Here is a 26,005-nt window from a genome sequence, read left to right as displayed (position 1 = left end):
CTTGGGGTGCCGCCGCCGGACGGCCCGTCACCCATCAGAAACCCCGGAAAATCAAGGACTTGCGCCCGGTTGGCGGCGTCGGGTGCCTGGGCCTGGCGCCAGGGCCGCCCTGGACGCTGGGCGGTTTCGCGGGCGGGCGTGCCTCACGTGTTCTTACGATGCCGGCTTGCAATTGCAAGGCTTCGGGCGCATAGTGATTCCAAGAGTGTTGTCCCCCGTCTGCCGTCCTGCCGTCACTGGCCGGATGGTGTTTTCAACCCAGCTCCAACTTTGGAAAAGGAGTTTCTTTATGAACTTGACGATCAGCGGTCACCATCTTGAAGTTACCCCCGCGCTGCGCGGTTATGTGACAAGCAAGCTGGATCGGATTACCCGGCATTTCGACCAGGTAGTGGATGTAAAAGTCCTGTTGACAGTGGACAACATGAAGGAAAAGGAAAGACGCCAGCGGGCCGAGTGCAATGTGCATGTCAAGGGCCGCGACCTGTTTGCCGAGAGCTCTCACGCTGATCTGTACGCCGCAGTTGATGAATTGACTGACAAGCTTGACCGTCAGGTCGGGCGCTACAAAACCAGAACCCAGGATCACCACCACGTTGCCGTCAAGCGACAAGCCTAGCTTTGGCGGGATCGCGCCGAAAGGCGGCCCGCAGTTGACACTTGGCCCTGCCCTTCGGGCACTCCTTGTGTCATTGGGTAAATTAGTGTGTTCTGACGAGCCGCTGCACGCGCAAGCGGCTTTTTTATGCCCCTTCTGCCTTCAAACCCGCTGTAAAGTGCATAATTCGGCGACTAAAAGATCGTTATGAACCGTCTTTCGCAAATTTTGCCCCCCTCCCAAGTGCTGGTCAGTGTTGAAGCGACGAGCAAAAAGCGTGCTTTTGAAGAAGCCGGTTTGTTGTTTGAAAACCAGCACGGCCTGAACCGTGCGCTGATCACCGACAGCCTGTTCGCGCGTGAGCGCCTGGGCTCGACCGGTCTTGGCCATGGCGTGGCCATTCCCCATGGCCGCATCAAGGGCCTCAAGGCCCCGATGGCCGCGGTTTTCCAGCTGCAGGCCCCCATCGGTTTCGATGCGCCCGACGAGCAGGCCGTCGGGCTGCTGATTTTTTTGCTGGTGCCGGAAGCCGCCACGCAAAAACACCTTGAAATCCTCTCTGAAATTGCCGAACTGCTCAGTGACAGCACGCTGCGCGAGCAACTCAAGACGAGCACGGACGCGGCGGCGCTGCACCACTTGATTGCATCGTGGCACTCTGTCCATGAAGTCAGTTCATGAACCCGGTTCCTGGACTTGGGCGGTGTGAACCTTGATTTTCAGTAACAGGCCGGCATGAAGCCCACCGTTGTCAGCGCTGACGTTCTGTTTGAGGACCACCGCGCCGCCCTGAAGTGGCAGTGGGTGGCGGGCCTGGGCGCCTCCGAAAGGCGTTTTGACGAAGTGGCCGTGCGCGCGGCGCGCTCCGGGGCTGACCTGGTCGGCTACCTCAACTACATCCATCCGTACCGCGTACAGATCCTGGGCGAGCGCGAAGTCGCATACCTGACCAACGAAAGCCCGGACGACTGCGCCCGCCGCATCTCCCGCATCATCACGCTGGAGCCGCCGGTGCTGGTGGTGGCCGACGACCAGACGGCGCCCGACACGCTGCTGTCGATGTGCGAGCGCGCGCAATTGCCGATGTTCGCCACGCCGGAGTCGGCCGCCTTTGTGATTGACGTGCTGCGGGCCTACCTGTCCAAGCACTTTGCCGACCGCACCTCCATGCACGGTGTCTTCATGGACATTCTGGGCATGGGCGTCATGATCACCGGCGAGTCCGGCCTGGGCAAAAGCGAGCTGGGGCTGGAGCTGATTTCGCGTGGGCATGGCCTGGTGGCCGACGACGCGGTGGACCTGTACCGCATCAACCAGACCACGATTGAAGGACGCTGTCCCGAGTTGCTGCAGAACCTGCTCGAAGTGCGCGGGATCGGCCTGCTGGACATCAAGGCGATTTTTGGTGAGACGGCCGTCCGCCGCAAGATGCGCCTGAAGATGATCGTCCACCTGGTGCGCCGGGAGACCCTGGAGCGCGACTACGAACGCATCCCCTACGAGCCGCTGACGCAAGACGTGCTGGGGATTCCCGTGCGCAAGGTCATCATCCAGGTGGAGGCCGGCCGCAACATCGCCGTGCTGGTGGAGGCCGCCGTGCGCAATGCCATCCTGCAGCTGCGCGGCATCAACACTTACCAGGATTTCGTGGAGCGGCACCGCAAGGCAATGGAGCAGGATGATTAGGCCCCCACGCTTGTCGCTTCGCGTACCGCGCTGCCCCCCCGAGGGGGCCGTTGCGCCTGCGGCCCGGCGAAGCCGGTTCCGCGGCCCCTGCTGGAATTAAGAGGCTCCACGGTCGCCTACAACGTGCAAGCTCTCTGCCCCTGAGGGGCTAATTTTGCTTGGGGCGACCCTGCGGGGGATTTTTAAATCATTGGCCCGCTATTGAATTAATAGCTTGCTGCGCCCGTCGGGCAATGGCTAGAGCGATATTTAATCTCTGAAATCAGGTGTGGTGATGGTGGCGCACAGGCACCGCCGTGCCCCGGTTGGGGCAGTTGTCCTTGGTGCAATTGGCGTACATCGAGAGGGAGTGGTCGGCGATGGCAAACCCCTTGGCCTTGGCCACGGCATGCTGGCGCTTTTCAATCTCGGCGTCGTAAAACTCCTCAACCTTGCCGCAATCCAGGCACACCAGGTGGTCATGGTGCTGGCCTTCATTGATCTCGTAGACCGCCTTGCCCGACTCGAAATTGCTGCGATTGAGGAGGCCCGCCTGCTCAAACTGGGTCAACACCCGATACACCGTGGCCAGACCGATGTCCGACCGGTCTTCCAGCAGTACCCGGAAGACGTCTTCCGCCGTCATGTGGCGCTGCTTGCCGGCCTGAAAAATCTCGAGGATCTTCAGGCGAGGCAAGGTGGCCTTGAGGCCGGTGTTTTTTAACTCGTCAATGTTGCTCATGGAAATCTCTTTGGGGGACACGGGGCGGGGCCCCTGGCGGCCTGATCCGGGGTCAGGAAGCACCCAGCCGCTACAATGACCAATCATATCGCTACACCCTATCCCATGTCTGCAAATCATCGTTACGGCGTCCAAACAGCTTCCATCGTCCTGGCATGCGCGGTACTGGCGTCCTGCGGCAGCAGCGCGATCAACCCGGTCAACTGGATCACCCCCTACAAGATAGATGTGATCCAGGGCAACTTCATCTCCAGCGAGCAGGTCGAGCAGCTGCGGCCCGGCATGAGCCGCGACCAGGTCCGGGCGGTCCTCGGCACGCCCCTGCTGGCGAGTCTTTTCCATGCCGACCGTTGGGACTATGTCTTCACGCTGAAGCGGCAGGGCGTTGATTCCCAGACCTACAAATACACGGTAATTTTCAAGGGTGACCAGCTCGAGAGCTTTGCCGGCGATGCCATGCCCAGCGAAGCGGAGTTCATCGCCAAACTGGACAACAAGCGTAAATTGGGCAAAGTGCCTCCCCTGGAAGCCAGCGAAGAGCAGCTGAAGGCCGCTGAAAAACCCTCGTCCGCCAAGCCGGCGTCCGGGGCTGCCGTCGCCGCTCCGCCGGCGGATCCGCAGACCACGGTCTACCCGCCGCTCGAAAGCCCGAAACAGTGAGCGGCGGCATGACGACGGACGCGCGCCATCACAGGATCGCGGTAGCGGGTGCCGGTGGCCGCATGGGCCACATGCTGATTGAAGCGGTAAGCGCCAGCACCGACTTCCAGCTGACGGGCGCACTCGATGTGGCCGCCAGCCCCGCCATCGGCATGGACGCAGCGGCATTTTCCGGACGGGCCAGCGGTGTGCTCATCAGCGCCGACATCCGCCAGGGATTGCAGAACGCCGGCGTGCTGATCGATTTCACCCGCCCCGAAGGCACGCTTGCGCACCTGAAGGTGTGCCGTGAACTCGGCGTCAAGCTGGTGATAGGCACCACCGGCTTTTCAGAAGAACAGAAGGCCGAGATAGCCGCCGCCGCCAAAGACATTGCCATCGTCATGGCGCCCAACATGAGCGTGGGTGTCAACGTCACGTTCAAACTGCTGGAGATGGCCGCCAAGGCCCTGTCTACCGGCTACGACATTGAGATCATCGAGGCCCATCATCGCCACAAGGTGGATGCGCCTTCCGGCACCGCCCTCAAGATGGGCGAAGTGATTGCCGGCGCGCTGGGCCGCGACCTGAAGGATTGCGCCGTGTATGCCCGCGAAGGCATCACGGGCGAGCGCGACCCTTTGTCCATCGGTTTTTCCGCCGTGCGCGGCGGTGACGTCGTCGGCGACCACACCGTGATGTTCCTGGGCACCGGAGAGCGCATAGAGATCAGCCACAAGTCGTCGAGCCGGAGCAACTATGCCCAGGGCAGCCTGCGCGCCGCCCGTTTCCTGGGCGGCCAGTCCAGCGGTCTTTTTGACATGTTTGACGTCCTCAACCTGAAATGAGCCCCGCCGAACGCCGCGCCGGGCCGCCCCAAGCAAGTTCAGCCCCCGAGGGGCTGGAACCTGCGGCTCCGAAGCTGCTCGAGCAGGTTTGGACAGGTGACAGAGGCGAAGCGCCACTATGAATTTTTTCAGCCTCATGACCCAGGGCGGCGTCGTCAGCCAGCTGGTCGCGGTGCTGTTGCTGGCCATGTCGGTAGCCAGCTGGGTGGTGATCCTGTGGAAAGCCTGGCTGCTGCACCGCGCGCTGGGCGATGTGGCGCGCAGTACTGCTGTTTTCTGGCAGTCCGTGTCAATCGAGGAGGCCAGCCAGAAAGTCGCGGCTTTTGATCGTGAATCGCTGGTGTTGCCCTTGATTGATGCCACGAAGTTAAGAGCCATTGGCACCCTGGGGGCTGCCGGCGACCGGGCCCAGCAGTTGACCCGTGTGCTGCGCGATGCCCTGCACGCCATCCTGCACAAGCTGCAGTTTGGCCAGGTCCTGCTGGCCACCGTCGGCTCGACCGCTCCGTTTGTGGGCCTGCTGGGCACGGTCTGGGGCATCTACCATGCATTGATCGGCATCGCGTCGGCTGGCCAGATCACGATAGACAAGGTCTCGGGGCCGGTCGGCGAGGCGCTCATCATGACAGCCGCCGGCCTGGCGGTCGCGATTCCTGCCGTGCTGGCCTACAACATCTTTGGCCGCCACATTGGCCGCATCGAGGCCGACCTGGAAGGGTTTGCGCGCGATTTGCGGGAGTTGCTGGCCGGCCATCGGGGCTGAGCCTTCAAACCAGGAACGCATGCACCATGGGATTTGGCCGACTCGAACGCATCCAGGGCCCACAGCCCATGAGCGAGATCAATGTCACACCGCTGGTGGACGTGATGCTGGTGCTGGTGGTCATTTTCATCATCACGGCGCCCTTGCTGGCCAGCACCGTCCGGCTTGACCTGCCCAGGACCGAGGGGGCCCAGTCGACCGATGTACCCCAGTTTGTCACGCTGGTGGTCGACAAAACGGGCCAGGTTTTTCTGAACGACAAGCCCGTGAAGCTGGACGAGCTGGCGCGGAACCTGGCGCAAACCGCGGGCCGGAACCCCGATACCGAGGTGCAGCTGCGCGCCGACGAGGCCGTGCCCTACGGCCGGGTGGTGGAGGTGATGGGTGTGGCGCAAAAAGCCGGGCTCAGCCGCATCGGTTTTGTTGCCGAGCCCAAGCCCGCAGCGCGCCCGTAAAATTACGGCCAGGTCACCATTTCTGAAGATCTGAAAAGAGCAACGGGCCTGCCCCGCTTTTTTCACTGTTGTCAACTGCCTTTTTTTACCGCTCGAACTTATTGTGCGACCGACGGAAGCGAAACTTTCGGGCGCTATCCCCATGCAAGACAAATACAACCACCTCGACGTCGAGCGCAGCGCTCAAGCCCAATGGATCGCAGCGGATGCCTACCGCGTCACCGAAGACACCAGCGGCAAGAAGCCGATGGGCAAGTACTACGCCTGCTCCATGCTGCCCTACCCCAGCGGCAAGCTGCACATGGGGCATGTGCGCAACTACACCATCAACGACATGCTCACGCGCTACCTGCGCATGAAGGGCTACAACGTGCTCATGCCCATGGGCTGGGACGCATTCGGCCTGCCGGCCGAAAACGCCGCCATGAAAAACGGCGTGCCACCGGCGCAGTGGACCTACGACAACATCGCCTACATGAAAAAGCAGATGCAGGCGATGGGGCTGGCCATCGACTGGAGCCGCGAGGTGGCGACCTGTGACCCAAGCTACTACAAGTGGAACCAGTGGCTGTTTTTGAAGATGCTGGAAAAAGGCATTGCCTACCGCAAGACCCAGGTCGTCAACTGGGACCCGGTGGACCAGACCGTGCTGGCCAACGAACAGGTGATCGACGGCAAGGGATGGCGCACCGGCGCGACGGTGGAAAAGCGCGAGATCCCCGGCTACTACCTGAAGATCACCGACTACGCCGAAGAGCTGCTGGGCCATGTGCAGCACCAGCTGCCGGGCTGGCCCGAGCGTGTCAAGCTGATGCAGGAAAACTGGATCGGCAAAAGCGAAGGGGTGCGCTTTGCCTTCACGCACGACATCAGGGATGCCTCCGGCGCGTTGATCGGCGGCGGGAAGATGTATGTGTTCACCACCCGCGCCGACACCATCATGGGCGTCACCTTTTGCGCGGTTGCACCGGAGCATCCGCTGGCGCTGCATGCCGCCGCCTTGAATCCGCAGCTCGCCGCTTTCATCGAGGAATGCAAGGCCGGCGGCACCACCGAGGCCGAGCTGGCCACGCAGGAGAAAAAAGGCAAGCCCACCGGCCTCTTTGTGACGCACCCGCTGACGGGCGAGCAGGTTGAGGTATGGGTCGGGAACTACGTGCTCATGAGCTATGGCGACGGCGCCGTGATGGGTGTGCCCGCGCATGACGAACGTGATTTCGAGTTCGCCAAAAAATACGGCCTGCCCATCAAACAGGTGACCGATGTGAAAGGCCAGGCCTACAGCCTTGAGGCCTGGGCGGACTGGTACGGCGACAAGCAGCAGGGCGTGGCGGTCAACTCCGGCAAGTACGACGGCCTGGGCTTGAAGGCCTGCGTCGATGCCGTAGCCGCCGACCTGGCCGCCAAGGGCCTGGGCGAGAAGAAAACCACCTGGCGCCTGCGCGATTGGGGCGTCAGCCGCCAGCGCTACTGGGGCACGCCCATCCCCATCATTCATTGCGATGAACACGGCGCCGTGCCGGTTCCCGAGAAAGACCTGCCGGTGATGCTGCCGCAGGACTGCGTGCCCGATGGCTCGGGCAACCCGCTGCACAGGCACGAAGGTTTTCACGCGGGTGTCGTCTGCCCGGTGTGTGGCAAGCCCGCACGTCGCGAGACCGACACCATGGACACCTTTGTCGATTCGTCGTGGTACTACATGCGCTACTGCGACCCGAAGAACGACCAGCAGATGGTCGCCGGGGGCGCCGACTACTGGATGCCGATGGACCAGTACATCGGCGGCATCGAGCATGCCATCCTGCACCTGCTGTATGCGCGTTTCTGGACCAAGGTCATGCGCGACCTGGGGCTGGTGAAAGTTGATGAGCCCTTCACCAAGCTGCTGACGCAGGGCATGGTGCTGAACCACATCTATTCGCGCAAGGGCGAAAAAGGCGGCATCGAATATTTCTGGCCCAGCGAAGTGGAAGACATTCATGACACCTCGGGCAAGGTGACCGGCGCGAAGCGCAAGAGCGACGGCCTGCTGGTGAACTACGAAGGCGTGGGCACCATGAGCAAGTCCAAGAACAACGGCGTCGACCCGCAGGACCTGATTGAAAGATACGGCGCCGACACCGCGCGCCTGTACACCATGTTCACCGCACCGCCCGAAGCCACGCTCGAATGGAACGACGCGGCAGTGGAAGGCTCTTACCGCTTTTTGCGGCGTGTCTGGAATTTCGGCTTCAAGCTTTCTGCCCTGAATTCAGGCGCTGATGCTGATGCTGATGCCGGTGGCTTGGGTATTGATGGGGCTAAAGCCACGTTTGACAAGGAAACCAAGGCCCTGAGGCTGGAGGTGCACACGGTGCTCAAGCAGGTGGACTACGACTACCAGCGCATGCAGTACAACACGGTGGTCTCCGGCGGCATGAAGCTGCTCAATGCGCTGGAGGACTTTCTGGCCCCCACGCTTGTCGCTTCGCGTACTACGCTGCCCCCCGAGGGGGCCCTCGCGCCTCGGGGCGGCCCAGCGGCACTCGAAGGCGAAGTTCCACCGGCGTCCGTGGCCGCATTGCGCGAAGGCTTCGGCATCCTGCTGCGCTGCCTCTACCCCGCGACGCCGCACCTGGCGCACGCCCTGTGGTCAGAGCTGGGCTATGCGGCCCGGCAGGGCGACCTGCTGGATGCGCCCTGGCCCGAAGTGGACAGCAGCGCGCTGCAGCAGGATGAGATCGAACTGGTGCTGCAGGTCAATGGCAAGCTGCGGGGCTCCGTCACCGTTCCCGCGGGGGCCGACAAGGCCACCATCGAGGCTGCGGCGCTGGCGTCGGAAGCCTTCCTCAAGCAGGCGGCCGGCGCACCCGCCAAAAAGGTCATCGTGGTGCCTGGCCGGCTGGTCAACATCGTTGTCTGAGATCATCCCGAGATAACCCCAAGATAAGGCAAACCATGCAGCGTCGCGCTTTACTGTCCCTGACGGCTTCCGCCGCCGCCCTGAGCCTGGCTGGCTGTGGCTTTCAGCTGCGCAAGGCGCCGGATTTCGCCTTCACGACCCTGTTCAGCGGCCTTCCCGAATCCTCGCCGCTGGGCGTGGAATTGCGGCGGTCGCTGGAGTCCACCCGCAAGGTCAAGGTGATCACCGACGGCCGGCAGATCAAGGATGCACAGGTCATTCTGGACGTGCTGGGCGACCAGCGGGAAAAGCAGGTGCTCAGCCGCAACGCCACTGGCCAGGTGCGCGAGTTCCAGTTGCGCATGCGCTTTCGTTTCAAGCTGCGCACGCTGGCGGGCAAGGAGTTGATACCGGAAACCGAAATCCTGCAGCAGCGCGACATCAGCTTCAACGAATCCGCCGTGCTGGCCAAGGAGGCGGAGGAAAACCTGCTCTACCGCGACATGCAAAGCGACATCGTCCAGCAGATCATGCGCCGCCTGGCGGCCGTGACGGAAATCTAGGCGGAGTGCTGGGGATTGCCGGGCCTGCGCGCGGCTGGAAATTTCACCGCGGGGATGGAGGGCGCTAAACTTCAGCCATGAACCTGGCCCCCGCGCAACTGTCCGAGCACCTCAAGCGCGGCCTGAAAAGCCTTTACACACTGCATGGCGACGAGCCCTTGCTGGTGCAGGAGTTCGCCGACGCCCTGCGCGCCGCAGCCCGGGAGCAGGGCTATACCGAACGCACCGTGCACACGGTGGCCGGGGCGCATTTCGACTGGAGCGAGGTGCTGGCCAGCGGCGGCTCGCTGAGCCTGTTTGCCGACAAGCAGATCGTGGAGATCCGCATCCCCAGCGGCAAGCCCGGCAAGGACGGATCGGTCGCGCTGCAGCAGCTGGCCGAGCGTGCCCAGGGCGATGACTCCACACTGACGCTGGTGCTGCTGCCCCGGCTGGACAGCATGACCGCCAAGGGGGCCTGGTTTGGCGCGCTCGACAGCTTTGGCGTCACGGTCAAGTTCGATCCGATCGATCGCCGCAACCTGCCGCAATGGATTGCCCAGCGCCTGCAGCAGCAGGGCCAGCGCGTGGCGGCGGGCGAAGAAGGCCAGCGCACCCTGCAGTTTTTTGCCGACCGGGTGGAAGGCAACCTGCTGGCCGCGCACCAGGAGATCCAGAAGCTGGGCTTGCTCTATCCGGCCCAGGAAGACGGTATTCTCAGTTTTGACCAGGTGGAAAACGCCGTGCTCAACGTGGCGCGCTATGACGTGTTCAAGCTGTCGGAGGCCGTGCTCGGCGGCCAGGCGGTGCGCGTGGCGCGCATGCTCGACGGCCTGCAGTCCGAGGGCGAGTCTGAAGTGCTGGTGCACTGGGCCCTGAGCGAAGACATTCGCAGCATGAAGCGCGTAAAAGACGCGATTGGCGCCGGCCGACCCATGCCGATGGCATTGCGCGAAAACCGTGTCTGGGGCATCAAGGAAAAACTGTTCGAGCGCGTGCTGCCGCAAATCGGCGACACCACCCTGGCCAACCTGCTGCATGCCGCCCACAAGGTCGACGGCATCGTCAAGGGCCTGAAACAGCCTGACTGGCCCGCCGACGGCTGGCAGGCCCTGCACCGGCTGGCCGGCATGGTGTGCGAGCAATGCGCCGCGCCGGGCCGCCCTAGGTGAAATAGCCCCCGAGGGGCTGGAGCCTGCGGCTCCGAACCTGCTTGAGCAGGTTCGGACAGGAGACAGAGGCGAAGCGTCCCGCGAGCCGCGGCCTGCAAGGCCTCGAGAGCAACACGCAGTGAGCGAACGTGGGGTGCTCCAGTTTGATCCAATGCCCCATGCAAATACAAGGACCTAAATAAGGACCTGAAGCCCGCCGGTGCGTGAATAGGGGAAAATAGCGGCATGAACGCGCCCGATCTTCAAAACGCAATGGCCAGGGATGGCGAGCTTGCGCACCTCATGGACAACCTGGGAGCGCAGGCAAAAACGGCCTCGGCCCACATGGCGAAAGCGTCAGCAGCTATCAAAAACAAAGCGCTTGTACGCCTGGCCGACCTGCTGCGCGGCAGCGTCGCTGCACTGGAGGCGGCCAATCAGCGCGATTTGGCGCGCGCCCAGGCGGCCGGGCTGGCTGGCCCCCTGCTGGACCGCCTCAAGCTGACCCCCAAAATCCTGGACACCGTGGCCCTGGGCTGCGAACAGCTCGCCGCCATGCCCGACGTGATCGGCGAGATCATCGGCATGAAAGAGCAGCCCAGCGGCATCCGCGTCGGGCAGATGCGTGTGCCCATCGGCGTGTTCGGCATGATTTATGAAAGCCGGCCCAATGTGACGATTGAAGCGGCATCGCTGGCCATCAAGAGCGGCAATGCCTGCATTTTGCGCGGCGGCTCCGAGGCCATTGAGTCCAACAAGGCGCTGGCGTCGCTGGTGCAGCAGGCGCTGACCGATGCCGGGCTGCCGGCGGACGCGGTGCAGCTGGTGCCGACCACCGACCGCGAAGCCGTGGGCCGGCTCATTGCCATGCCGCAGTATGTGGACGTCATCATTCCGCGCGGCGGCAAGGGGCTGATCGAACGCATCAGCCGCGATGCCAAGGTGCCGGTCATCAAGCACCTGGACGGCAACTGCCATGTGTATGTGGATGACCCCTGCGACATCGACATGGCGGTCAGGGTGGCCGACAACGCCAAGACCCAGAAATACAGCCCCTGCAATGCCAGCGAAGGCTTGCTGGTGGCGCGCGGCGTGGCCGCTGACTTCCTGCCAAAAATTGGTGCGATCTATGCTGCGAAGGGTGTGGAAATGCGCTGCGACGCCGAAGCCCGGGCCCTGCTTGCCGGCGTGAAGGGTGCCAACCTGCAGCCCGTGTCCGAGCAGGACTGGTATGAGGAATACCTGGCGCCCATCATCAGCATCAAGGTGGTGGCCGGCGTTGATGAAGCGATCGCCCACATCAACCAGTACTCCAGCCACCACACCGATGCCATCCTGACGCGTGACCACATCCACGCCCAGCAGTTTTTGCGCGAGGTTGATTCAGCCAGCGTCATGGTGAATGCGAGCACCCGCTTCGCAGATGGTTTCGAGTTCGGGCTGGGCGCGGAAATTGGCATCAGCACCGACAAGTTCCACGCCCGCGGGCCGGTGGGCATTGAGGGCCTGACCTCGCTCAAATATGTAGTGCTGGGCAACGGGGAAGTGCGGACCTGAGGCGCCGCACGGCGGCTCGGCGGGTGGCCGCCATCGGTCTTTTTGCGATTTGGGCTTGGCACCTTGTAACCGGGCGGTGCATCCCAATATCCCTAGAATTCGGTCAGATATAACCGGATCTGATAACAAAATTCCCCTTTGAAAGTGGCCGCATGGTTCCGCATCTCATCACCGCCCTGAACGGCCCCATCAACGAACTTGAGCAGCGCATTCTTGACTCCATGCCCGCGATCGAGCGCTGGTTCCGGCTGGAGTGGATGGAGCACACGCCGCCCTTTTACAGCTCCGTCGATATCCGCAACGCGGGTTTCAAGCTCGCGCCGGTGGACACCAACCTCTACCCCGGTGGCTGGAACAACCTGACGCCCGAGATGCTGCCGCTGGCGGTGCAGGCGGCGATGGCGGCGATTGAAAAAATCTGCCCCGAGGCGCGCAACCTGCTGGTGGTGCCCGAAAACCACACGCGCAACAGCTTTTACCTGTCGAACGTGCTGCAACTCAAGCGCATCTTTCACCAGGCTGGCCTCAACGTGCGCTTTGGCTCGCTCAGCCCCGAGATCAAGGAGCCCACCACGCTGAACCTGCCGACCGGCGAGACCATCACCATCGAGCCGCTGATCCGCACCGACCGGCGGCTGGGCCTCAAAAACTTCGACCCCTGCACGATCTTGCTCAACAACGATCTTTCAGCGGGCATTCCCGGGATGCTGGAAGACCTGCACGAGCAGTACCTGCTGCCGCCGCTGCACGCCGGCTGGTCGGTACGGCGCAAGTCCAGGCACTTCAAGGCCTACGAGGAAGTCTCCAAACGCTTCGGCAAGCTGCTGGGCATCGATCCCTGGCTCATCAACCCGATGTTTACCCAATGCGGCGAAATCAACTTTGCCGAAGGCGTGGGCCTGGAGTGCCTCACCACCAACGTCGATGCGCTGCTGACCAAAATCAAGCGCAAGTACAAGGAATACGGCATCAACGAAAAGCCGTTTGTCGTGGTCAAGGCCGACAACGGCACCTATGGCATGGGCATCATGACGGTGCGCGATGTGAAGGATCTTGAGGTGTTGAGCCGCAAGACCAAAAACAAGATGGGCGTGACCAAGGATGGCCAGACGCTGTCGGAAGTCATCATCCAGGAAGGCGTGCTCACCAATGAACGCGTCAATGATGCGGTGGCCGAGCCGGTGGTCTACATGATGGACCGCTATGTGGTCGGCGGGTTCTACCGCGTGCATGCCGAGCGTGGCGTGGACGAAAACCTCAACGCCCCGGGCGCCAGCTTTGTGCCGCTGGCCTTTGCCGAAAGCGGCCGCCTGCCGCAGCCCGGTGAAAAACCAGGCTCCAGCAGCCCCAACCGCTTCTATATGTATGGCGTGATCGCAAGGCTGGCGATGCTGGCCGCCAGCTACGAACTGGAAGCGACCGATCCGGATGCCGAGGTCTACGACTGACGATGCCTGCAAAAGGGCGCTGATTTTTTGGACTGGTCTCAGAGTCCATGAGGATTTTGTGCTATAAAAATAATAGCATTCGGGCATGGCAGACTGAGGCAGACTGAGGCAGCCTGAAGCCTGTCAGCCACTTTTCTGTTACAAGTTGTTGCATTGCAACAAAACCCGGATTTGTTGAATTTAGGGGTGTTCGCCGAGTCGCAAGCCCTTCGCCTGGGCGCAAAATAGCGTTCCCCTAGGTAACCCATTCCCGCAAGCTCGGACCGTGCCCCGCCGGTCAGTTGATAAAGACGGGAAGTTTTTGTGTCAAATTCAAAATCATCACTTGCGGCGCTCACATTGGGCGCCATTGGTGTCGTCTACGGCGACATCGGAACCTCGCCTCTATACGCGTTCAAGGAGGTCTTCGCCAGCGGTCATGTTCCTATCACGACGGCCAATGTGTTGGGCGTGCTCTCGCTGTTTTTCTGGACCCTCACGGTGGTGGTGTCCATCAAGTATGTGGCACTCATCATGCGGGCCGACAACGCAGGCGAGGGGGGCTTGATGGCCTTGCTGGCCCTGGCGTCCCAATCGGTCAAGGATCATCCCCGGCTACGGCAGACCCTGCTGATCCTGGGCGTATTTGGCGTGGCCCTGTTTTTTGGCGACGGGATCATCACGCCGGCGATTTCCGTGCTCTCGGCGGTGGAAGGGCTTGAAATCATTACGCCGGCCGCCAAGCCCTACGTCGTCCCTATTTCCCTGCTGGTGCTTTTTATGCTTTTCGCGGTGCAAAAACGCGGCACGGCGGATATTGGCAAGTTTTTTGGGCCGATCACGGTATTTTGGTTTCTGGCCATCGCAGCCACGGGCGTGGCGCAGATTATCCAGAACCCTAGTGTGCTGGTGGCTGTCGCACCGTGGTATGCCCTGCGCTTTGCGGTGGAGCACTATGAGATTGCCTTCATCACGCTCGGTGCCGTGTTTCTGTGCGTCACAGGCGCCGAAGCGCTTTACGCGGATATGGGGCACTTCGGGAAGCAGCCTATCCGGCTGGCCTGGTTTGCACTGGTCATGCCATCCCTGATGCTCAACTACTTTGGCCAGGGGGCGCTGGTCCTGCTGGACCCCAAAGCGGCGACCAATCCGTTTTACCTCATGACGCCGGACTGGGCGCTGATTCCCATGGTGGTCCTGGCTACAATGGCCACGGTGATTGCCTCGCAAGCCTTGATTTCAGGGGCATTCTCAGCCGCCAAGCAAACAGTTCAGATGGGATTCCTGCCGCGCCTGAGTATCCTGCACACCTCGATCCGTGATACCGGGCAAATCTACATCCCCGCCGTGAACTGGACTTTGTTGATCGGGGTGGTGATGGCCGTGCTGATGTTCGGGTCTTCCTCGGCCCTGGCGGCGGCGTATGGCATCTCGGTGAGTTTACTCATGGTGGCCACCACGGCACTCACTTTTTTTGTGATCCGTTTCGGTTGGGGCTACCCCTTGCCTTTGTGCATCGCCGCGACCGGCTTCTTCTTTGTGGTTGATGTCGCATTTTTTGCCTCCAATGCCCTGAAGATCGTCCAAGGCGGATGGTTCCCGCTGGCGATTGCCGTGGTGCTGTACCTGCTCATGACCACCTGGAAGGACGGCCGTCAGCTGCTGACCGAAAAGCTGCGCACCGACGCCATCGACCTGCCCAGTTTTCTGGATGCCGTGTTCGTCAGCCCACCCGCGCGGGTAGAAGGCACGGCGGTCTTCCTGACCGCCGAGGCTGGCACCGTGCCCAACGCGCTGATGCACAACCTCAAACACAACAAGGTGTTGCACGAGCAGAACCTGTTTGTGACGGTGCGCAACCACGAGGTGCCATGGATTGGCTTGAGCAAGCGGCTCGCCATTGAAGCGCTGGGCCACGACTGCTGGCAAGTCATTGTTCATTACGGTTTCAAGAACGATCTGGACCTCCCCAAAGCCTTGCAGCAAATGAAGGCCCGGGGCTGTGAGGTGGAGTCCATGAGGACCAGCTATTTCCTCTCGCGCGACACCGTGGTTCCGACGCTGGGCAGCGGTATGGCGCCCTGGCGCGAGAAACTGTTTGCGCAGATGCACCATAACGCCAGCGGGGCGGCGGATTTTTTGAACCTGCCCAATAACTCCGTGGTGGAGCTGGGCAGCAAGATCGAGATTTGAGCCTTGCCCCTTCCGGGCAGGAAAACGCTCAGTTCGCCGCGGTAAAGCGGCGCTTCACATACCGCGGCTGCTCGATCTCGTCCACGATGGCCACAGCCAGGTCGGGCGCTGAAATACCGGCGGGCTTGTCGCCCTGGCCAGGCAGAATATCGTCCGCGCCCAGCCGGTAATTTCCGGTGCGTGCGCCGGGCGCCAGGCCGATGGGGGGCGAGACAAAACTCCAGTCCAGCGTCGCCTCGGTCTTGATCCGGTTGAGCAGTTCGCGTGCTGCCAGCGCGCCCTGCTTGTATTCGGCCGGGAATTGCGGTGTGTCTACCAGCTGGAGGCCGGGCGCCACATACAGGCTGCCCGCGCCTCCGACGACCAGCAGGCGCTTGACGCCAGCCTGTTTCACGCCTTCCACAATGGCCTGGCTGCCTTGCAGGAACAGATCGTAAATTTTCGGCTCGCTCCAGCCGGGGTTGTAGGCGCTGATCACCGCGTCGTGACCGGCCACGGCTCGGGCGACCTGGGCGGCATCCAGCACATCGGCGGCCACCACGCTCAAGCCGGTTTGTGGGCTCAGTTTGGATGGCGTGCGGGCCAGCACGGTGACCTGGTGACCACGGTTGAGCAGTTCCGGAAGGATGGCCGAGCCGACAAAACCGGTGGCGCCAATCAGTGCGATGTGCATCAAAAACTCCTGAAGATTGAAAAGAAAGTAGAAGAGCTGCTAGTTTGATTGCTTCACAAGTTACTGAATAGATGGCTTAATTGACTAATACCGTGAAGTACAGCTAACTAATAGCCACCTAAAAGCCGCCTGAACCATGGATCAACTCAAACGCATGGCCATCTTTGCTGAAGTCGTTGCCGCGGGCTCTTTAACGGCGGCGGCGCGTCAACTGGGCATGACGCCATCGGCGGTGAGCCAGCATTTGCGCCAGCTGGAACAGGCGTTGGGGCTGGCGCTGCTGCACCGCTCCACCCGGCGGCTCACCCTGACCGAAGCCGGAGAGCGCTACCACGCGGGTTGCGCCGCCATGGTGGCCGCCGCCCGCTCGGCCGAGCAGGCGCTGGTGCGTTTGCGCGATGAGCCCGAAGGCGAATTGCGGCTGGCCGCGCCCATCGGCTTTGGCGGCTTGCTGGCTACGGCGCTCGCGCCCCTGCGCGGCCATCCCAAACTGTCGCTGTGCCTGCTGCTTGATGACGCCGTGATCGACCTGATTGCCGCGCGGGTGGATATCGCCCTGCGGGTGGGTGCCATGCCCGATTCGACGCTGGTGGCGCGCAAGCTCGGCAGCATGACGCGGCAGCTGTGCGCGTCGCCGGCCTACCTGGCTGAACGCGGCTGGCCTGCGCAAGTGCAGGATCTGCTGTCGCACGACTGGCTGGGCGGCAAACCCGGCGCGGCCGGCGGCGAGCTGCTGGAGCTGCAGGGCCCCGGGAGCGAACGCCAGACGGTGCGCATGGAAGGGCGGGTGCAGGCCACGCAGGTGACCGCCCTGCACGCGCTGTGTGTGGCGGGCTGGGGCATCAGCATCGTGGTCAGCGATGACGACCGGCGGGCACTGGCCGACGGCCGCCTGCTGCCGGTGCTGCCCGGCTGGAAGCTGTCTGATCTGCCGGTGTATGCCGTGACGCCGCGGCGCGGTGAACAGCCCGCCAAGGTGCGCCATGCGCTGGACCTGCTGGCCGCATACTTTGGCAGCGCAGACGGTGCCGGTGCGCCGCGGGCCGCCGGCGCAGTCTGATCCGTCCCGCCCGGTGCCGTGTTTTCAGGCGGCTTCCCCGCTGCTTGCGCGATGCAGACGCGGCAGTAAGATGAGTCATCTGCCGCACGCGGGGACAGCAGCGCTGGATCGGCAGCACGGAGGCGCAGATGGAACCCAAAGCCAATGGCAAGACCGCCTTTGTATTTGCCGGCGGCGGTAGTTTCGGCGCGATTCAGGTCGGCATGCTGCATGCGCTGGTCGCCCACGGCGTGCAGGCCGATTTCGTGGTGGGCGCTTCGGTTGGCGCGATCAATTGCGCGTATTTTGCGGGCAATCCGACGCTGGTCGGCGTCAGGCAGCTGGCGCAACTCTGGTGCGAACTCAAGCGCAGCACGGTCTTCCCGATGACTTTCAGCCGCATCGCCGGCCTGTTTTCACGTTCGCCCTCGCTGGTCGATTCCAGCGGGCTGCGCGCGTTGATCGAACGCCATTTGCCCTACAGCCTGCTGGAACAGGCGGCGCTGCCACTCCATGTGGTCGCCACCGAGCAGTTGCACGGCAACTCGGTCTGCCTGTCGTCCGGCCCAAGCGTAGATGCGATCCTGGCCAGTTGTGCGATCCCTGCGATCTTTCCACCGGTGCTGGTTGGCAGTGAGTATCTGATCGACGGCGCGATTGCCAGCAACACGCCGGTCATGACGGCGGTCACGCTGGGTGCGACCCGGCTGATCGTGCTGCCCACCGGTTATGCCTGCGCATTGAGCGCGCCGCCAACCAGCGCCATCGCCAGTGCGCTGCATGCGCTGAACATGTTGATTGCGCATCAGCTGGTGCAGGACCTGGAGTTGCTGGCCGATCGTTTCGAGGTGCTGACGGTGCCGCCACTGTGCCCGCTGGCGGTATCGGCCTACGACTTTTCTCGCGCCCGTGAGTTGATTGATCGGGCTGAGCAAAATACCCGGCGCTGGCTCGAGAGTGGTGGGCTGCGCCGGCAGCGCATTCCCAGCGCGCTGCGACCGCATGTGGATTGAGAGCGGTCTGGTCTATAAAAAAAGACAGACAGAAAAAGAAAGAAGACCGACGGGAGACGGGAGGCGGCAGGCGGATCGAAGCGCCTGGGCAGGACGTACCGTGCGTCAGCGGCGCTTGACCAGCCCGCCCAGCATCACGCACGCCAGCGCCGCAACCACCAATGCAATACCGGCCCACTGCCAGGGCGTGATGCTTTCGCCCAGCACCAGCATGCCGGTGGTCAGGCCCACGATGGGCACGCCCAGGCTGAAGGGCGCCACGCGATTGGCCGGGTGGCGCTTGAGCAGGCCGGTCCACAGGCTGTAACCCACAATGGTCGCGACCCATCCCAGATAGGCCACGGCCAGCCAGCTGGAGCCGCGCGCCTCCAGCCATTGCCAGCGGGTGGCTTGCGGGTCAAACACCCACGAAAGCGCAACGAAGGGCAGCACCGCGACGGAGCTGCTCCACACGACGAAGGCCGTGGGCGAGTAATCCCCCGCGACCTGCTGCACGCGCCGCGCCACAATGTTGGACATGGCCCACATGGCCGCCGCGCAGAGCGTGAGCACAAAGCCCGGCAACGTGGTGGCGCTGTTGCCGCTGTTGGCGGCATCCGGGTTCGCATAGTTGAGCGCAAAGCAGGACAGTCCCAGCGCGGCGAGCACCATACCTGCCTGCAGCGGCCTGCCGGCGCGCTCATGCAGCAGTGCAAAGCCGAACAGCGCGGTAAAGAAAACCTGGGTCTGCAACAGCACCGAGGCCAGGGCCGCGGTCATGCCGACCTTGAGCGCGACGAACAAAATACCGAACTGGCCCACGCCCTGAAAAGCGCCATACAGCACCACCCATTTCCAGGGAATGCGCGGCGGCCGGATGAACAGCACCAGCGGCAGCACGGCAAACACATAGCGGGCAGCGCCCAGCTGCAAGGGCGTGAAGTCGCGCAGGGCGAATTTCATCATGACGAAATTGATGCCCCACAGCATGACCACCGTGCAAGCGGCTGCCAGGTCGCGGCCCGTCAGGGCATTGCTTCGCATCAGGCAACCAGCCTGCCGCGGCTACGGGCGGCAGACCGGTCAGGCCGGTCAGACACTGGGATGCATGGCACGGGCGGCATCGAGGTGGGCCTTGACGCGCTGGGCCAGTGCGATGTCGCCCGGTGTCTCGGGTCGCCAAGGCTGTACAGGGATGGTCTGTCCGTCGGGCTCCACCGCCACAAACACCACCAGGCATTCGGTGATGACGTCCATCTGGCCGGTCTTCATGTCACCGGCGCGCACCTCGACCGAGATGTTCATGCTGGTCCTGCCGGTATAGGCGAGGCGGGCCTGCACTTCCACGAGGTCGCCGATCATGATGGGGCGCTGAAAGCGGATGCTGCCGACCGACACGGTGACGCAATACCGTTTGGCCCAGCTGGTGGCGCAGGCATAACCCGCCTCGTCTATCCATTTCATGACGGTGCCGCCATGCACTTTGCCGCCAAAGTTGACGGTGCTGGGCTCGGCCAGAAAGCGCAGGGTGATGGATGACATGGCGAATTTCCTCTGATTTCCTGTGAAGGCCTGATTATCGCCAGTCCTCCGGGTCTTCCGGGTGGCGGGGTACCAGGACGGGGGCTGGCGGGTTCCCGGCAGATTTCGGCCGGAAACCGCGCGAACGGGTGCAAAAAAGGACCGAAAACCCGTGTTTACGAAGGAAAACACCTAGCGAAACGGGCTTGACTGGCGAGTTGGTGTAACGATACAGTAAATCGTTCTACTAAGACCTTCAAGAACCCCAAGAATCCCCGCCAGTGCCAGCAATTCCAGTGCATCCCACAACGCCCCGTCACAGGAGACAACCATGAAGTCACTTTCCCGCCGCCACTTTGTCCAGTCCACTGCCGCCGCTTCAGTGGCCCTTGCCGCAGGCCTGCCCAGCCTGGCGCGGGCGCAAGCGCCCATTTCGCTGCGCTTTTCGTCCTCGCTGGTCCCCGACCAGAATTCGGCCCATTACGTCTGGTACCAGCGCCTGGACGCCAACCTGAAGGCTGTGGTCGGCGACAGGATCAAGATCGACTACTTTCCCAACAACCAGCTCGGCAAGGAAAGCGATGTGGTGCAGCAGGTCAAGGTCGGCTCCATCGACATGATGGTCACCGGCTCGTCGATCTGGGCCACGGCCGCGCCGCAGTTCGGCATGCTGGACCTGGGCTACCTGTTTGACAGCTACGCCCATGCGGCCAGGGCGCTGGACGGGGGCGTGGGCGCCAAACTCAATGACATTCTGCAAAAGAGCACGGGTTGCCAGGTCATCACCTGGGCCTCGCACTTCGGGGCGCGCAGTGTGTACACCAAGCAGTCCGTCAAGTCGCTCGCCGAGGTGAAAAACATCAAGCTGCGCGTGCTGCCCACCCCGGCGTTCATTGAAACCTTCAAGATCATGGGGGCCATCCCGACGCCTATCCCGTTCGGTGAGCTCTACATGGCCGCGCAGACCGGTGTGGTGGACGGCTTTGAGCATGACGCCGCCACGGTGCTGGCCAGCAAGCTCAACGAAGTAGCCAAAAACTGCTGGCTGACCGAGCACCTCTTCAGCCCGCTGGTGGTGGTGATGGGCAAGCGCGGCATGGACAAAATCCCTGCCGAGCTGCGTCCTGCCTTCCTGAAGGCTGCAGCGGAGGCCACCGCCCAGCAACGCGCCATTGCCACTGACAAGGGCGCCCAGGCGATCGAGGCCCTGACCAAGCTGGGCATGGTCTTCAACCCGATGGCGAAAACCGAGCGCGATGCCGTGCGCAAGGAAATGGAAACCCGCTTGTGGGCCGCCTTTGCCAAGGAGCATCCGGCCACCGCGCCGCTGTTTGGCGCGATTTCCGCGGCGAGGGTGTGAACACCATGAGCGCCCAGTTGTCGCCGGCCCTGCCGCCGCTTTCCCTGCCTTCTGCCACCGGCTTCAGTGTGGCCCGCGCCCCCGGGCGCTGGCTGGCCGCCCTGATGCGCTGGACCGAGTACCTCGCCGGTGCCGTGCTGGCCCTGGACGTGCTGGTGGTGTTCGCCTCGGTGGTCTTCCGCTACTTTCTGCATGACCCCTTTGACTGGGCCGAAGAAGTCGCCCGCGCGCTGATGGTGGTGCTGGTGTTCATTGGCGCGGCCACGGTGCTGGCGCGCAGCCAGCATGTCGGCATTGACCTGTTTCGGGGCTTGTTCCCTGATGCCTGGCAGCCCGCGTTGCTGCAGTCTGGCAGCTGGATCATTGTGGGGGTGTCGTTCAGCCTGTTCCTGTCGTCGTGCGCGCTGCTGGTGGACTCCTATGGCATGACCACCTCCATCGGCTTTCCGCAGTGGATCTACATCTATCCGGTGGTGATTGGCAGCCTGTTCATGACCATGTTCGGCGCGGCCAACGCGCTGAGCGGCCCGCGCCGCACGGTCTGGCTCACGCTGGCGGTGGGCGTGGGGCTGGTGGCGGCCGTCACGCTGTGGAACACGCTGCTGCCGGCGCAGGCCGTCAAGCCCTGGGTGCTGCTGACCCTTGGCTTCACCGGCGGCTTGGTGCTGGGTGTGCCAATCGCCTTTGTGCTGGCCCTGTCGTCGCTGCTCTTCTTCATGGCCGATCCGTCGCTGCCCATGCTGGTGTACTCGCAGCAGGTCATGGCGGGCATGGACCACTTCGTGCTGCTGGCCATTCCCTTCTTTGTGCTGGCCGGTTTGCTGATGGAGTCCAACGGCATGTCGTCGCGGCTGATTGAGCTGCTGCTGCGCATGTTCGGCCGCGTGCGCGGCGGGCTGGGCCTCATCACCATCACGGCTACCGCATTCTTCTCGGGCGTCTCCGGCTCCAAGCTGGCGGACATCGCCGCAGTGGGCGGCATCATCATGCCGGCCGTGCGCAAGACCAAACAGGACCCGAACGAAACGGCCGGCCTGCTGGCCTGCACCGCCGTGATGGCCGAAACCATTCCGCCTTGCATCAACATGATCATCATGGGCTTTGTCGCCAACATCTCGATTGCCGGCCTGTTCATGGCCGGACTGGTGCCTGCGGCGGTGCTGGCGCTGTCGCTGGCGGCTGTGACGATTTATGTCGGCACCAAAATCAACCCCGATGAAGCCTTTGACACGAAAACACCCATGCTCCGCCTGCTGGGCGGCGCACTGGTGGCGCTGCTGATGGTGGCCATGATCGGCAAGGGTGTGACCTCGGGCGTGGCCACCTCCACCGAGGTGTCGGCCTTTGCCGTGATGTATGCCCTGGTGGTGGGTGCGCTGGCGTTTCGCGAGCTCACGCTGCGTTCGGTGGCACAGCTGTTCGTGCGTTCGGCCTCCATGGCGGGCGGTATTTTGTTCATCGTGGCGGCGGCCTCCAGCGTGTCGTTTGCGCTGACCATCCAGCAGATTCCGCAGTACCTGTCCGAGTTCATGATCGGCTTCGCCCACCAGTACGGCAGCACCATGTTCGTGCTGTTGTCGGTGCTCATCGTCATCATCTTCGGGGCCGTGCTCGAGGGCGCGCCGGCGCTGATCATCTTCGGGCCGCTGCTGACACCCATCGCCGCCCAGCTGGGCGTGCACCCGCTGCATTTCGGCACCGTGCTGGTCATTGCGATGGGCCTGGGGCTGTTTGCGCCGCCGATCGGCCTGGGCCTGTTTGCCACCTGCGCCATCACCGGCACCGAGGTCAAGAATGTGGCCCGGCCCATGATGAAGTATCTTGTGGTGTTGTTTGTGACGCTGATGGTGCTGGTTCTGGTGCCGGCGTTCTCCCTGTGGCTGCCCACCCGCATGGGTTTATAGGAAAGAAACCGCGTGAGCAAGATTCAGGATGTGGCCAGCCGCGCTGGCGTGTCGACCAGCACGGTGTCCAACGTGCTCAATGGCCGGAGCAACCGCATGGCCAAAGAGACGCTGGCGCGCGTGGAGGCGGCGATTGCCGAGCTCCGGTACCGGCCCAACACCACGGCGCGCCAGCTCAAGACCGGCCATACGCCCATGCTCGGCCTGCTGGTGCCGTCGATTGCCAACCCGATGTACGGCTTCATTGCCCGCGAGATCGAAACCCAGGCGCAGGAGCGCTACGGCTTTCGCATCATGATCGGCAACACCTACCGCGACAAAGACAAGGAGGCGCGCTTCTTTGACGACCTGATGGCGCATGGCGTGCGCGGCGTGATCATCATCTCCTCGCTGGTCGACGAACAGCATTTCGAATCCGCCGGCGAGCGCGGCCTGGTGGTGGTCAGTTACGACCGCCGTGCCACGCCCGGCGTCGAGTCGGGCATTGACCACGTGTCGGTTGACAACTTTGAGGCGGCCCGCATTGCCACCCAGCACCTGATTGCGCAGGGCCACACGCGCCTGGCCTTTGTGACGGCCGCCGGCCTGACCATGAGCCGGCGCGAGAAGATCAGCGGCTTCATGGCGGCCGCAAGCGCTGCGGGCCTGGCCGCCGGCGCACAGGTGATCGAGGGCACGCCGCTCAATGAATATGGCGACTCGATGATGAGCGAGCTGGGCCGCATGGAGGCGGCAAAGCTCGCTGAACGCCACGAAGCCGGGCGGCCCACCGGCGTCGTGGCGGTCAACGACATGATGGCGCTGGGCCTGATGGCCGGTTTTCGTGAGGCGGGGCTGTCCGTGCCGGCCGACGTGTCGGTCGTAGGCATGGACGATGTGTTTTTGTCGGCGCTGATGCATCCGGCCCTGACCACCGTGCGCCTGCCGGTGTCCGACATGGCCCACACCATTGTCGAGCGCGTGATGAGCCGGCTGGCCGACCCCGGCCTGCCGACTGGCGAGTTCATCTTCCAGCCCAGCCTGGTGGTCAGGGGTTCCGTGGCCGCCCGCACTCCTGAACGATGAAGCCCTTTTGTGAGCATTGAACTTTCAGTGAGCTTTTGACTTTGGCTTTTGAGTTTTGAACAATTGAACAAGGTATGGAATGACAACGGTTTTTGTAAGCCACCCCCGAACCAGCCTCGCCCACTATTTCGGCACCCGCGCCACCGCCGCACTGCAGGCGCTGGCCGATGTGCGCTTCAATCCCGGCGATACCGATCTGTCGTCGCAGGAACTGGCGACGCTGGCGCAGGACTGCGATGTGATCATTTCCTACCGGCAGACGCAGGGCGATGAAGCGCTGTTTGCAGCGCTGCCGCAACTCAAGGCCTTTGTCCGCTGCGCCATCGACATCCGCAATATCGATGTCCCTGCCGCCAGCCGGTACGGTGTCCTGGTGACACAGGCCAGCGCCGGTTTTATTGCCTCGGTGTCCGAGTGGATCATCGGCGTGATGATTGACCTGAGCCGGCACATCAGCGCATCGGCCGCGCTCTACCATGCGGGCCGTCCGGTCGCTCCCCTGATGGGGCGCGAGTTGCGCGGCGCCACCCTGGGCGTGATCGGCTATGGCCAGATCAGCCGGTACCTGTGCGATGTGGCGCTGGCGCTCGGCATGCGCATCGTGGTGTACGACCCCTACACGCGCACCGACCGCCAGGAACTGGTGCAAACCGGCCTCACGCCGCTGCTGGAGGAAGCCGACTATGTGGTCTGCCTGGCCGCTGCGACCGAGGCCACCGAAAACATGATGAACGCCCAGGCCTTTGCCATGATGAAGCCCGGCGCGTTTTTCATCAACGCCTCGCGCGGCAACCTGGTCGATGAATCGGCGCTGCTGGCCGCGCTGGACGCCGGCACGATTGCCGGCTGCGCCGTCGACGTGGGCCGCGCGCCTGACCAGATGCCCTCGCCCCGGGTGGCGGCGCATCCGCGCGTGATCGCCACGCCGCACATCGGCGGCCTGACCCCGCCGGCGGTCGAACACCAGGCCCTGGAAACCGTCGCGCAGGTCGCCGACATCCTGCAGGGGCGGGTACCGCAGGGCGCCGTGAACGCCCAGCAGGCGCACCGCTGGCATCTGGCGTTCGGCACGCAGCAGCCGGCCTGAGCCCGGGCGCTCACGGCCGGCCAGACCTTTTTGACCCCAACGGAAATTCCGGAAAACTTTTATGCAAGCCACCCACAACACGACTTACGACGGCGCGTGCGACTGCCATGTGCACATTTACGAAGACAAGTACCCCCTGATCCCGAATGTGGCGGTGATTCCGCCGCACTCGCCCGTGTCGGCCTACCGTGAGGTGCAGCGGGCGCTGGGCCTTTCGCGCGCCGTCATCGTGCAGCCAACGGGTTACGGCTGGGACAACAGCTGCACCCTGGACGCGCTGGCCCAGCTCGGCGACGCCGCCCGCGGCATTGCGCTGGTCGCACCGGATGTGCCCGACGCCGACATCGAACGCCTGCATGACGGCGGCATGCGCGGCGTGCGTTACATGATGCTGGGCGGCATGCTGCCCTGGGATTCGCTGGAGCCGATGGCGGCACGGCTGAAGCACTTCGGCTGGATGATCAACCTGCAGCTCGATGGCCGCCATCTGCCGGACCATGAAGAAGTGCTGAAACGCCTGCCCTGCCAGCTGGTGATCGATCACAACGGGAAATTCCTCGAGCCGGTCAGTCCCGACCATGCCTCGTTCCAGTCGCTGCTGCGCATACTGGATACCGGCCGCGCATGGGTCAAGCTGTCGGCGCCGTACGAAACTTCCCAGACGGGCGCACCCGGCTATGACGATGTCAGCCTGCTGGCGCGCACGCTGGCCGAGAAGTTTCCCGAGCGCTGCCTCTGGGCCAGCAACTGGCCGCATCCGGGGCGCAACCCCGCGCCCTCGAATGTTGCGATGTACGACCTGCTGTTTTCCTGGACCGCCAGCGATGCGGTGCGCCGGAAAATCCTGGTGGACAACCCGGCGCAGCTGTACGGTTTTCAGGCGCTCACTTAAAAGACGATGCG

General features: G+C 63.2%; 24 protein-coding genes. 20 read left to right on the top strand and 4 right to left on the bottom strand.

The window, feature by feature from the left end; genetic code table 11:
• The first annotated feature begins 289 nt into the window (after positions 1-289).
• The 3 genes from hpf to hprK all read left to right on the top strand — a co-directional run bounded on the left by hpf (position 290) and on the right by hprK (position 2,284).
• The gene (hpf, locus tag AC1DS5_RS00890) at positions 290-619 is read left to right on the top strand and encodes a ribosome hibernation-promoting factor, HPF/YfiA family (protein ID WP_477716359.1); all 330 of its coding nucleotides are present in this window, start codon (positions 290-292) and stop codon (positions 617-619) included.
• A gap of 186 nt (positions 620-805) precedes the next feature.
• Positions 806-1,279 carry a PTS IIA-like nitrogen regulatory protein PtsN gene (gene ptsN, locus AC1DS5_RS00885; protein ID WP_477716358.1) on the top strand — a complete coding sequence of 158 codons (474 nt, stop codon included), beginning with the start codon at positions 806-808 and terminating at the stop codon, positions 1,277-1,279.
• Between the two features lie 54 nt (positions 1,280-1,333).
• The gene (gene hprK, locus AC1DS5_RS00880; RefSeq protein ID WP_477716357.1) at positions 1,334-2,284 is read left to right on the top strand and encodes an HPr(Ser) kinase/phosphatase; all 951 of its coding nucleotides are present in this window, start codon (positions 1,334-1,336) and stop codon (positions 2,282-2,284) included.
• A 262-nt stretch (positions 2,285-2,546) separates the two neighbouring features.
• Here the strand turns inward: hprK and fur are convergent, their stop codons facing one another.
• Positions 2,547-3,005, bottom strand: a complete 459-nt coding sequence (gene fur / locus AC1DS5_RS00875) for a ferric iron uptake transcriptional regulator (protein WP_477716356.1) — start codon at positions 3,003-3,005, stop codon at positions 2,547-2,549.
• 105 nt (positions 3,006-3,110) lie between these two features.
• Between fur and AC1DS5_RS00870 the strand changes: the two genes are divergently transcribed.
• The 10 genes from AC1DS5_RS00870 to AC1DS5_RS00825 all read left to right on the top strand — a co-directional run bounded on the left by AC1DS5_RS00870 (position 3,111) and on the right by AC1DS5_RS00825 (position 15,461).
• Entirely contained in the window at positions 3,111-3,665 is a 555-nt protein-coding gene (locus tag AC1DS5_RS00870; protein ID WP_477716355.1) for an outer membrane protein assembly factor BamE, read from the top strand.
• 8 nt (positions 3,666-3,673) lie between these two features.
• Positions 3,674-4,492: a 4-hydroxy-tetrahydrodipicolinate reductase gene (dapB, locus tag AC1DS5_RS00865; RefSeq protein WP_477716354.1), complete on the top strand. Its 819-nt coding sequence runs from the start codon at positions 3,674-3,676 to the stop codon at positions 4,490-4,492.
• 118 nt (positions 4,493-4,610) lie between these two features.
• Complete coding sequence (locus AC1DS5_RS00860) at positions 4,611-5,255, top strand: MotA/TolQ/ExbB proton channel family protein (protein ID WP_305635100.1); 645 nt, start codon at positions 4,611-4,613, stop codon at positions 5,253-5,255.
• Positions 5,256-5,281: 26 nt separating this feature from the next.
• Complete coding sequence (locus tag AC1DS5_RS00855; protein ID WP_477716353.1) at positions 5,282-5,710, top strand: ExbD/TolR family protein; 429 nt, start codon at positions 5,282-5,284, stop codon at positions 5,708-5,710.
• A gap of 142 nt (positions 5,711-5,852) precedes the next feature.
• The gene (gene leuS, locus AC1DS5_RS00850; RefSeq protein ID WP_477716352.1) at positions 5,853-8,612 is read left to right on the top strand and encodes a leucine--tRNA ligase; all 2,760 of its coding nucleotides are present in this window, start codon (positions 5,853-5,855) and stop codon (positions 8,610-8,612) included.
• A gap of 35 nt (positions 8,613-8,647) precedes the next feature.
• Complete coding sequence (locus AC1DS5_RS00845; protein ID WP_477716351.1) at positions 8,648-9,154, top strand: LPS-assembly lipoprotein LptE; 507 nt, start codon at positions 8,648-8,650, stop codon at positions 9,152-9,154.
• Positions 9,155-9,231: 77 nt separating this feature from the next.
• The gene (gene holA / locus AC1DS5_RS00840; protein WP_477716350.1) at positions 9,232-10,305 is read left to right on the top strand and encodes a DNA polymerase III subunit delta; all 1,074 of its coding nucleotides are present in this window, start codon (positions 9,232-9,234) and stop codon (positions 10,303-10,305) included.
• Positions 10,306-10,557: 252 nt separating this feature from the next.
• Positions 10,558-11,841, top strand: a complete 1,284-nt coding sequence (locus tag AC1DS5_RS00835; protein WP_477716732.1) for a glutamate-5-semialdehyde dehydrogenase — start codon at positions 10,558-10,560, stop codon at positions 11,839-11,841.
• Positions 11,842-11,993: 152 nt separating this feature from the next.
• Positions 11,994-13,289: a glutamate--cysteine ligase gene (gene gshA / locus AC1DS5_RS00830; RefSeq protein ID WP_477716349.1), complete on the top strand. Its 1,296-nt coding sequence runs from the start codon at positions 11,994-11,996 to the stop codon at positions 13,287-13,289.
• A gap of 303 nt (positions 13,290-13,592) precedes the next feature.
• Entirely contained in the window at positions 13,593-15,461 is a 1,869-nt protein-coding gene (locus tag AC1DS5_RS00825; protein WP_477716348.1) for a potassium transporter Kup, read from the top strand.
• A gap of 28 nt (positions 15,462-15,489) precedes the next feature.
• On the opposite strand, the gene AC1DS5_RS00820 is transcribed toward AC1DS5_RS00825, so the two are convergent.
• Positions 15,490-16,134, bottom strand: coding sequence for an NAD(P)-dependent oxidoreductase (locus AC1DS5_RS00820; RefSeq protein WP_477716347.1), 645 nt, complete (start codon positions 16,132-16,134; stop codon positions 15,490-15,492).
• Between the two features lie 136 nt (positions 16,135-16,270).
• Here AC1DS5_RS00820 and AC1DS5_RS00815 point away from each other — a divergent pair, with 136 nt between their 5' ends.
• Positions 16,271-17,194 (top strand): LysR family transcriptional regulator, encoded by a 924-nt coding sequence (locus AC1DS5_RS00815; RefSeq protein WP_477716346.1) that lies wholly within the window; start codon positions 16,271-16,273, stop codon positions 17,192-17,194.
• 128 nt (positions 17,195-17,322) lie between these two features.
• Positions 17,323-18,186, top strand: a complete 864-nt coding sequence (locus AC1DS5_RS00810) for a patatin-like phospholipase family protein (protein WP_477716345.1) — start codon at positions 17,323-17,325, stop codon at positions 18,184-18,186.
• 105 nt (positions 18,187-18,291) lie between these two features.
• On the opposite strand, the gene AC1DS5_RS00805 is transcribed toward AC1DS5_RS00810, so the two are convergent.
• Positions 18,292-19,209: an EamA family transporter gene (locus AC1DS5_RS00805; RefSeq protein ID WP_477716344.1), complete on the bottom strand. Its 918-nt coding sequence runs from the start codon at positions 19,207-19,209 to the stop codon at positions 18,292-18,294.
• Positions 19,210-19,257: 48 nt separating this feature from the next.
• Positions 19,258-19,707, bottom strand: a complete 450-nt coding sequence (locus AC1DS5_RS00800) for an acyl-CoA thioesterase (RefSeq protein ID WP_477716343.1) — start codon at positions 19,705-19,707, stop codon at positions 19,258-19,260.
• 310 nt (positions 19,708-20,017) lie between these two features.
• Between AC1DS5_RS00800 and AC1DS5_RS00795 the strand changes: the two genes are divergently transcribed.
• The 5 genes from AC1DS5_RS00795 (at position 20,018) to AC1DS5_RS00775 (ending at position 25,994) form a co-directional block, all read left to right on the top strand.
• Positions 20,018-21,046, top strand: a complete 1,029-nt coding sequence (locus AC1DS5_RS00795) for a TRAP transporter substrate-binding protein (protein WP_477716342.1) — start codon at positions 20,018-20,020, stop codon at positions 21,044-21,046.
• A 5-nt stretch (positions 21,047-21,051) separates the two neighbouring features.
• A complete protein-coding gene (locus AC1DS5_RS00790; RefSeq protein ID WP_477716731.1) occupies positions 21,052-22,950 on the top strand; it encodes a TRAP transporter large permease in 1,899 nt (632 codons plus the stop codon).
• A gap of 12 nt (positions 22,951-22,962) precedes the next feature.
• Positions 22,963-24,015 (top strand): LacI family DNA-binding transcriptional regulator, encoded by a 1,053-nt coding sequence (locus AC1DS5_RS00785; RefSeq protein ID WP_477716341.1) that lies wholly within the window; start codon positions 22,963-22,965, stop codon positions 24,013-24,015.
• A 79-nt stretch (positions 24,016-24,094) separates the two neighbouring features.
• Positions 24,095-25,102 (top strand): NAD(P)-dependent oxidoreductase, encoded by a 1,008-nt coding sequence (locus AC1DS5_RS00780; RefSeq protein ID WP_477716340.1) that lies wholly within the window; start codon positions 24,095-24,097, stop codon positions 25,100-25,102.
• 61 nt (positions 25,103-25,163) lie between these two features.
• On the top strand, positions 25,164-25,994 hold the full coding sequence (locus AC1DS5_RS00775) for an amidohydrolase family protein (RefSeq protein ID WP_477716339.1): 831 nt from the start codon (positions 25,164-25,166) through the stop codon (positions 25,992-25,994).
• The last annotated feature ends 11 nt before the right edge of the window (positions 25,995-26,005 follow it).

This window comes from Polaromonas sp. P4_H1 (assembly GCF_056400945.1).
This window is presented reverse-complemented; position numbering and strand designations above follow the sequence as displayed.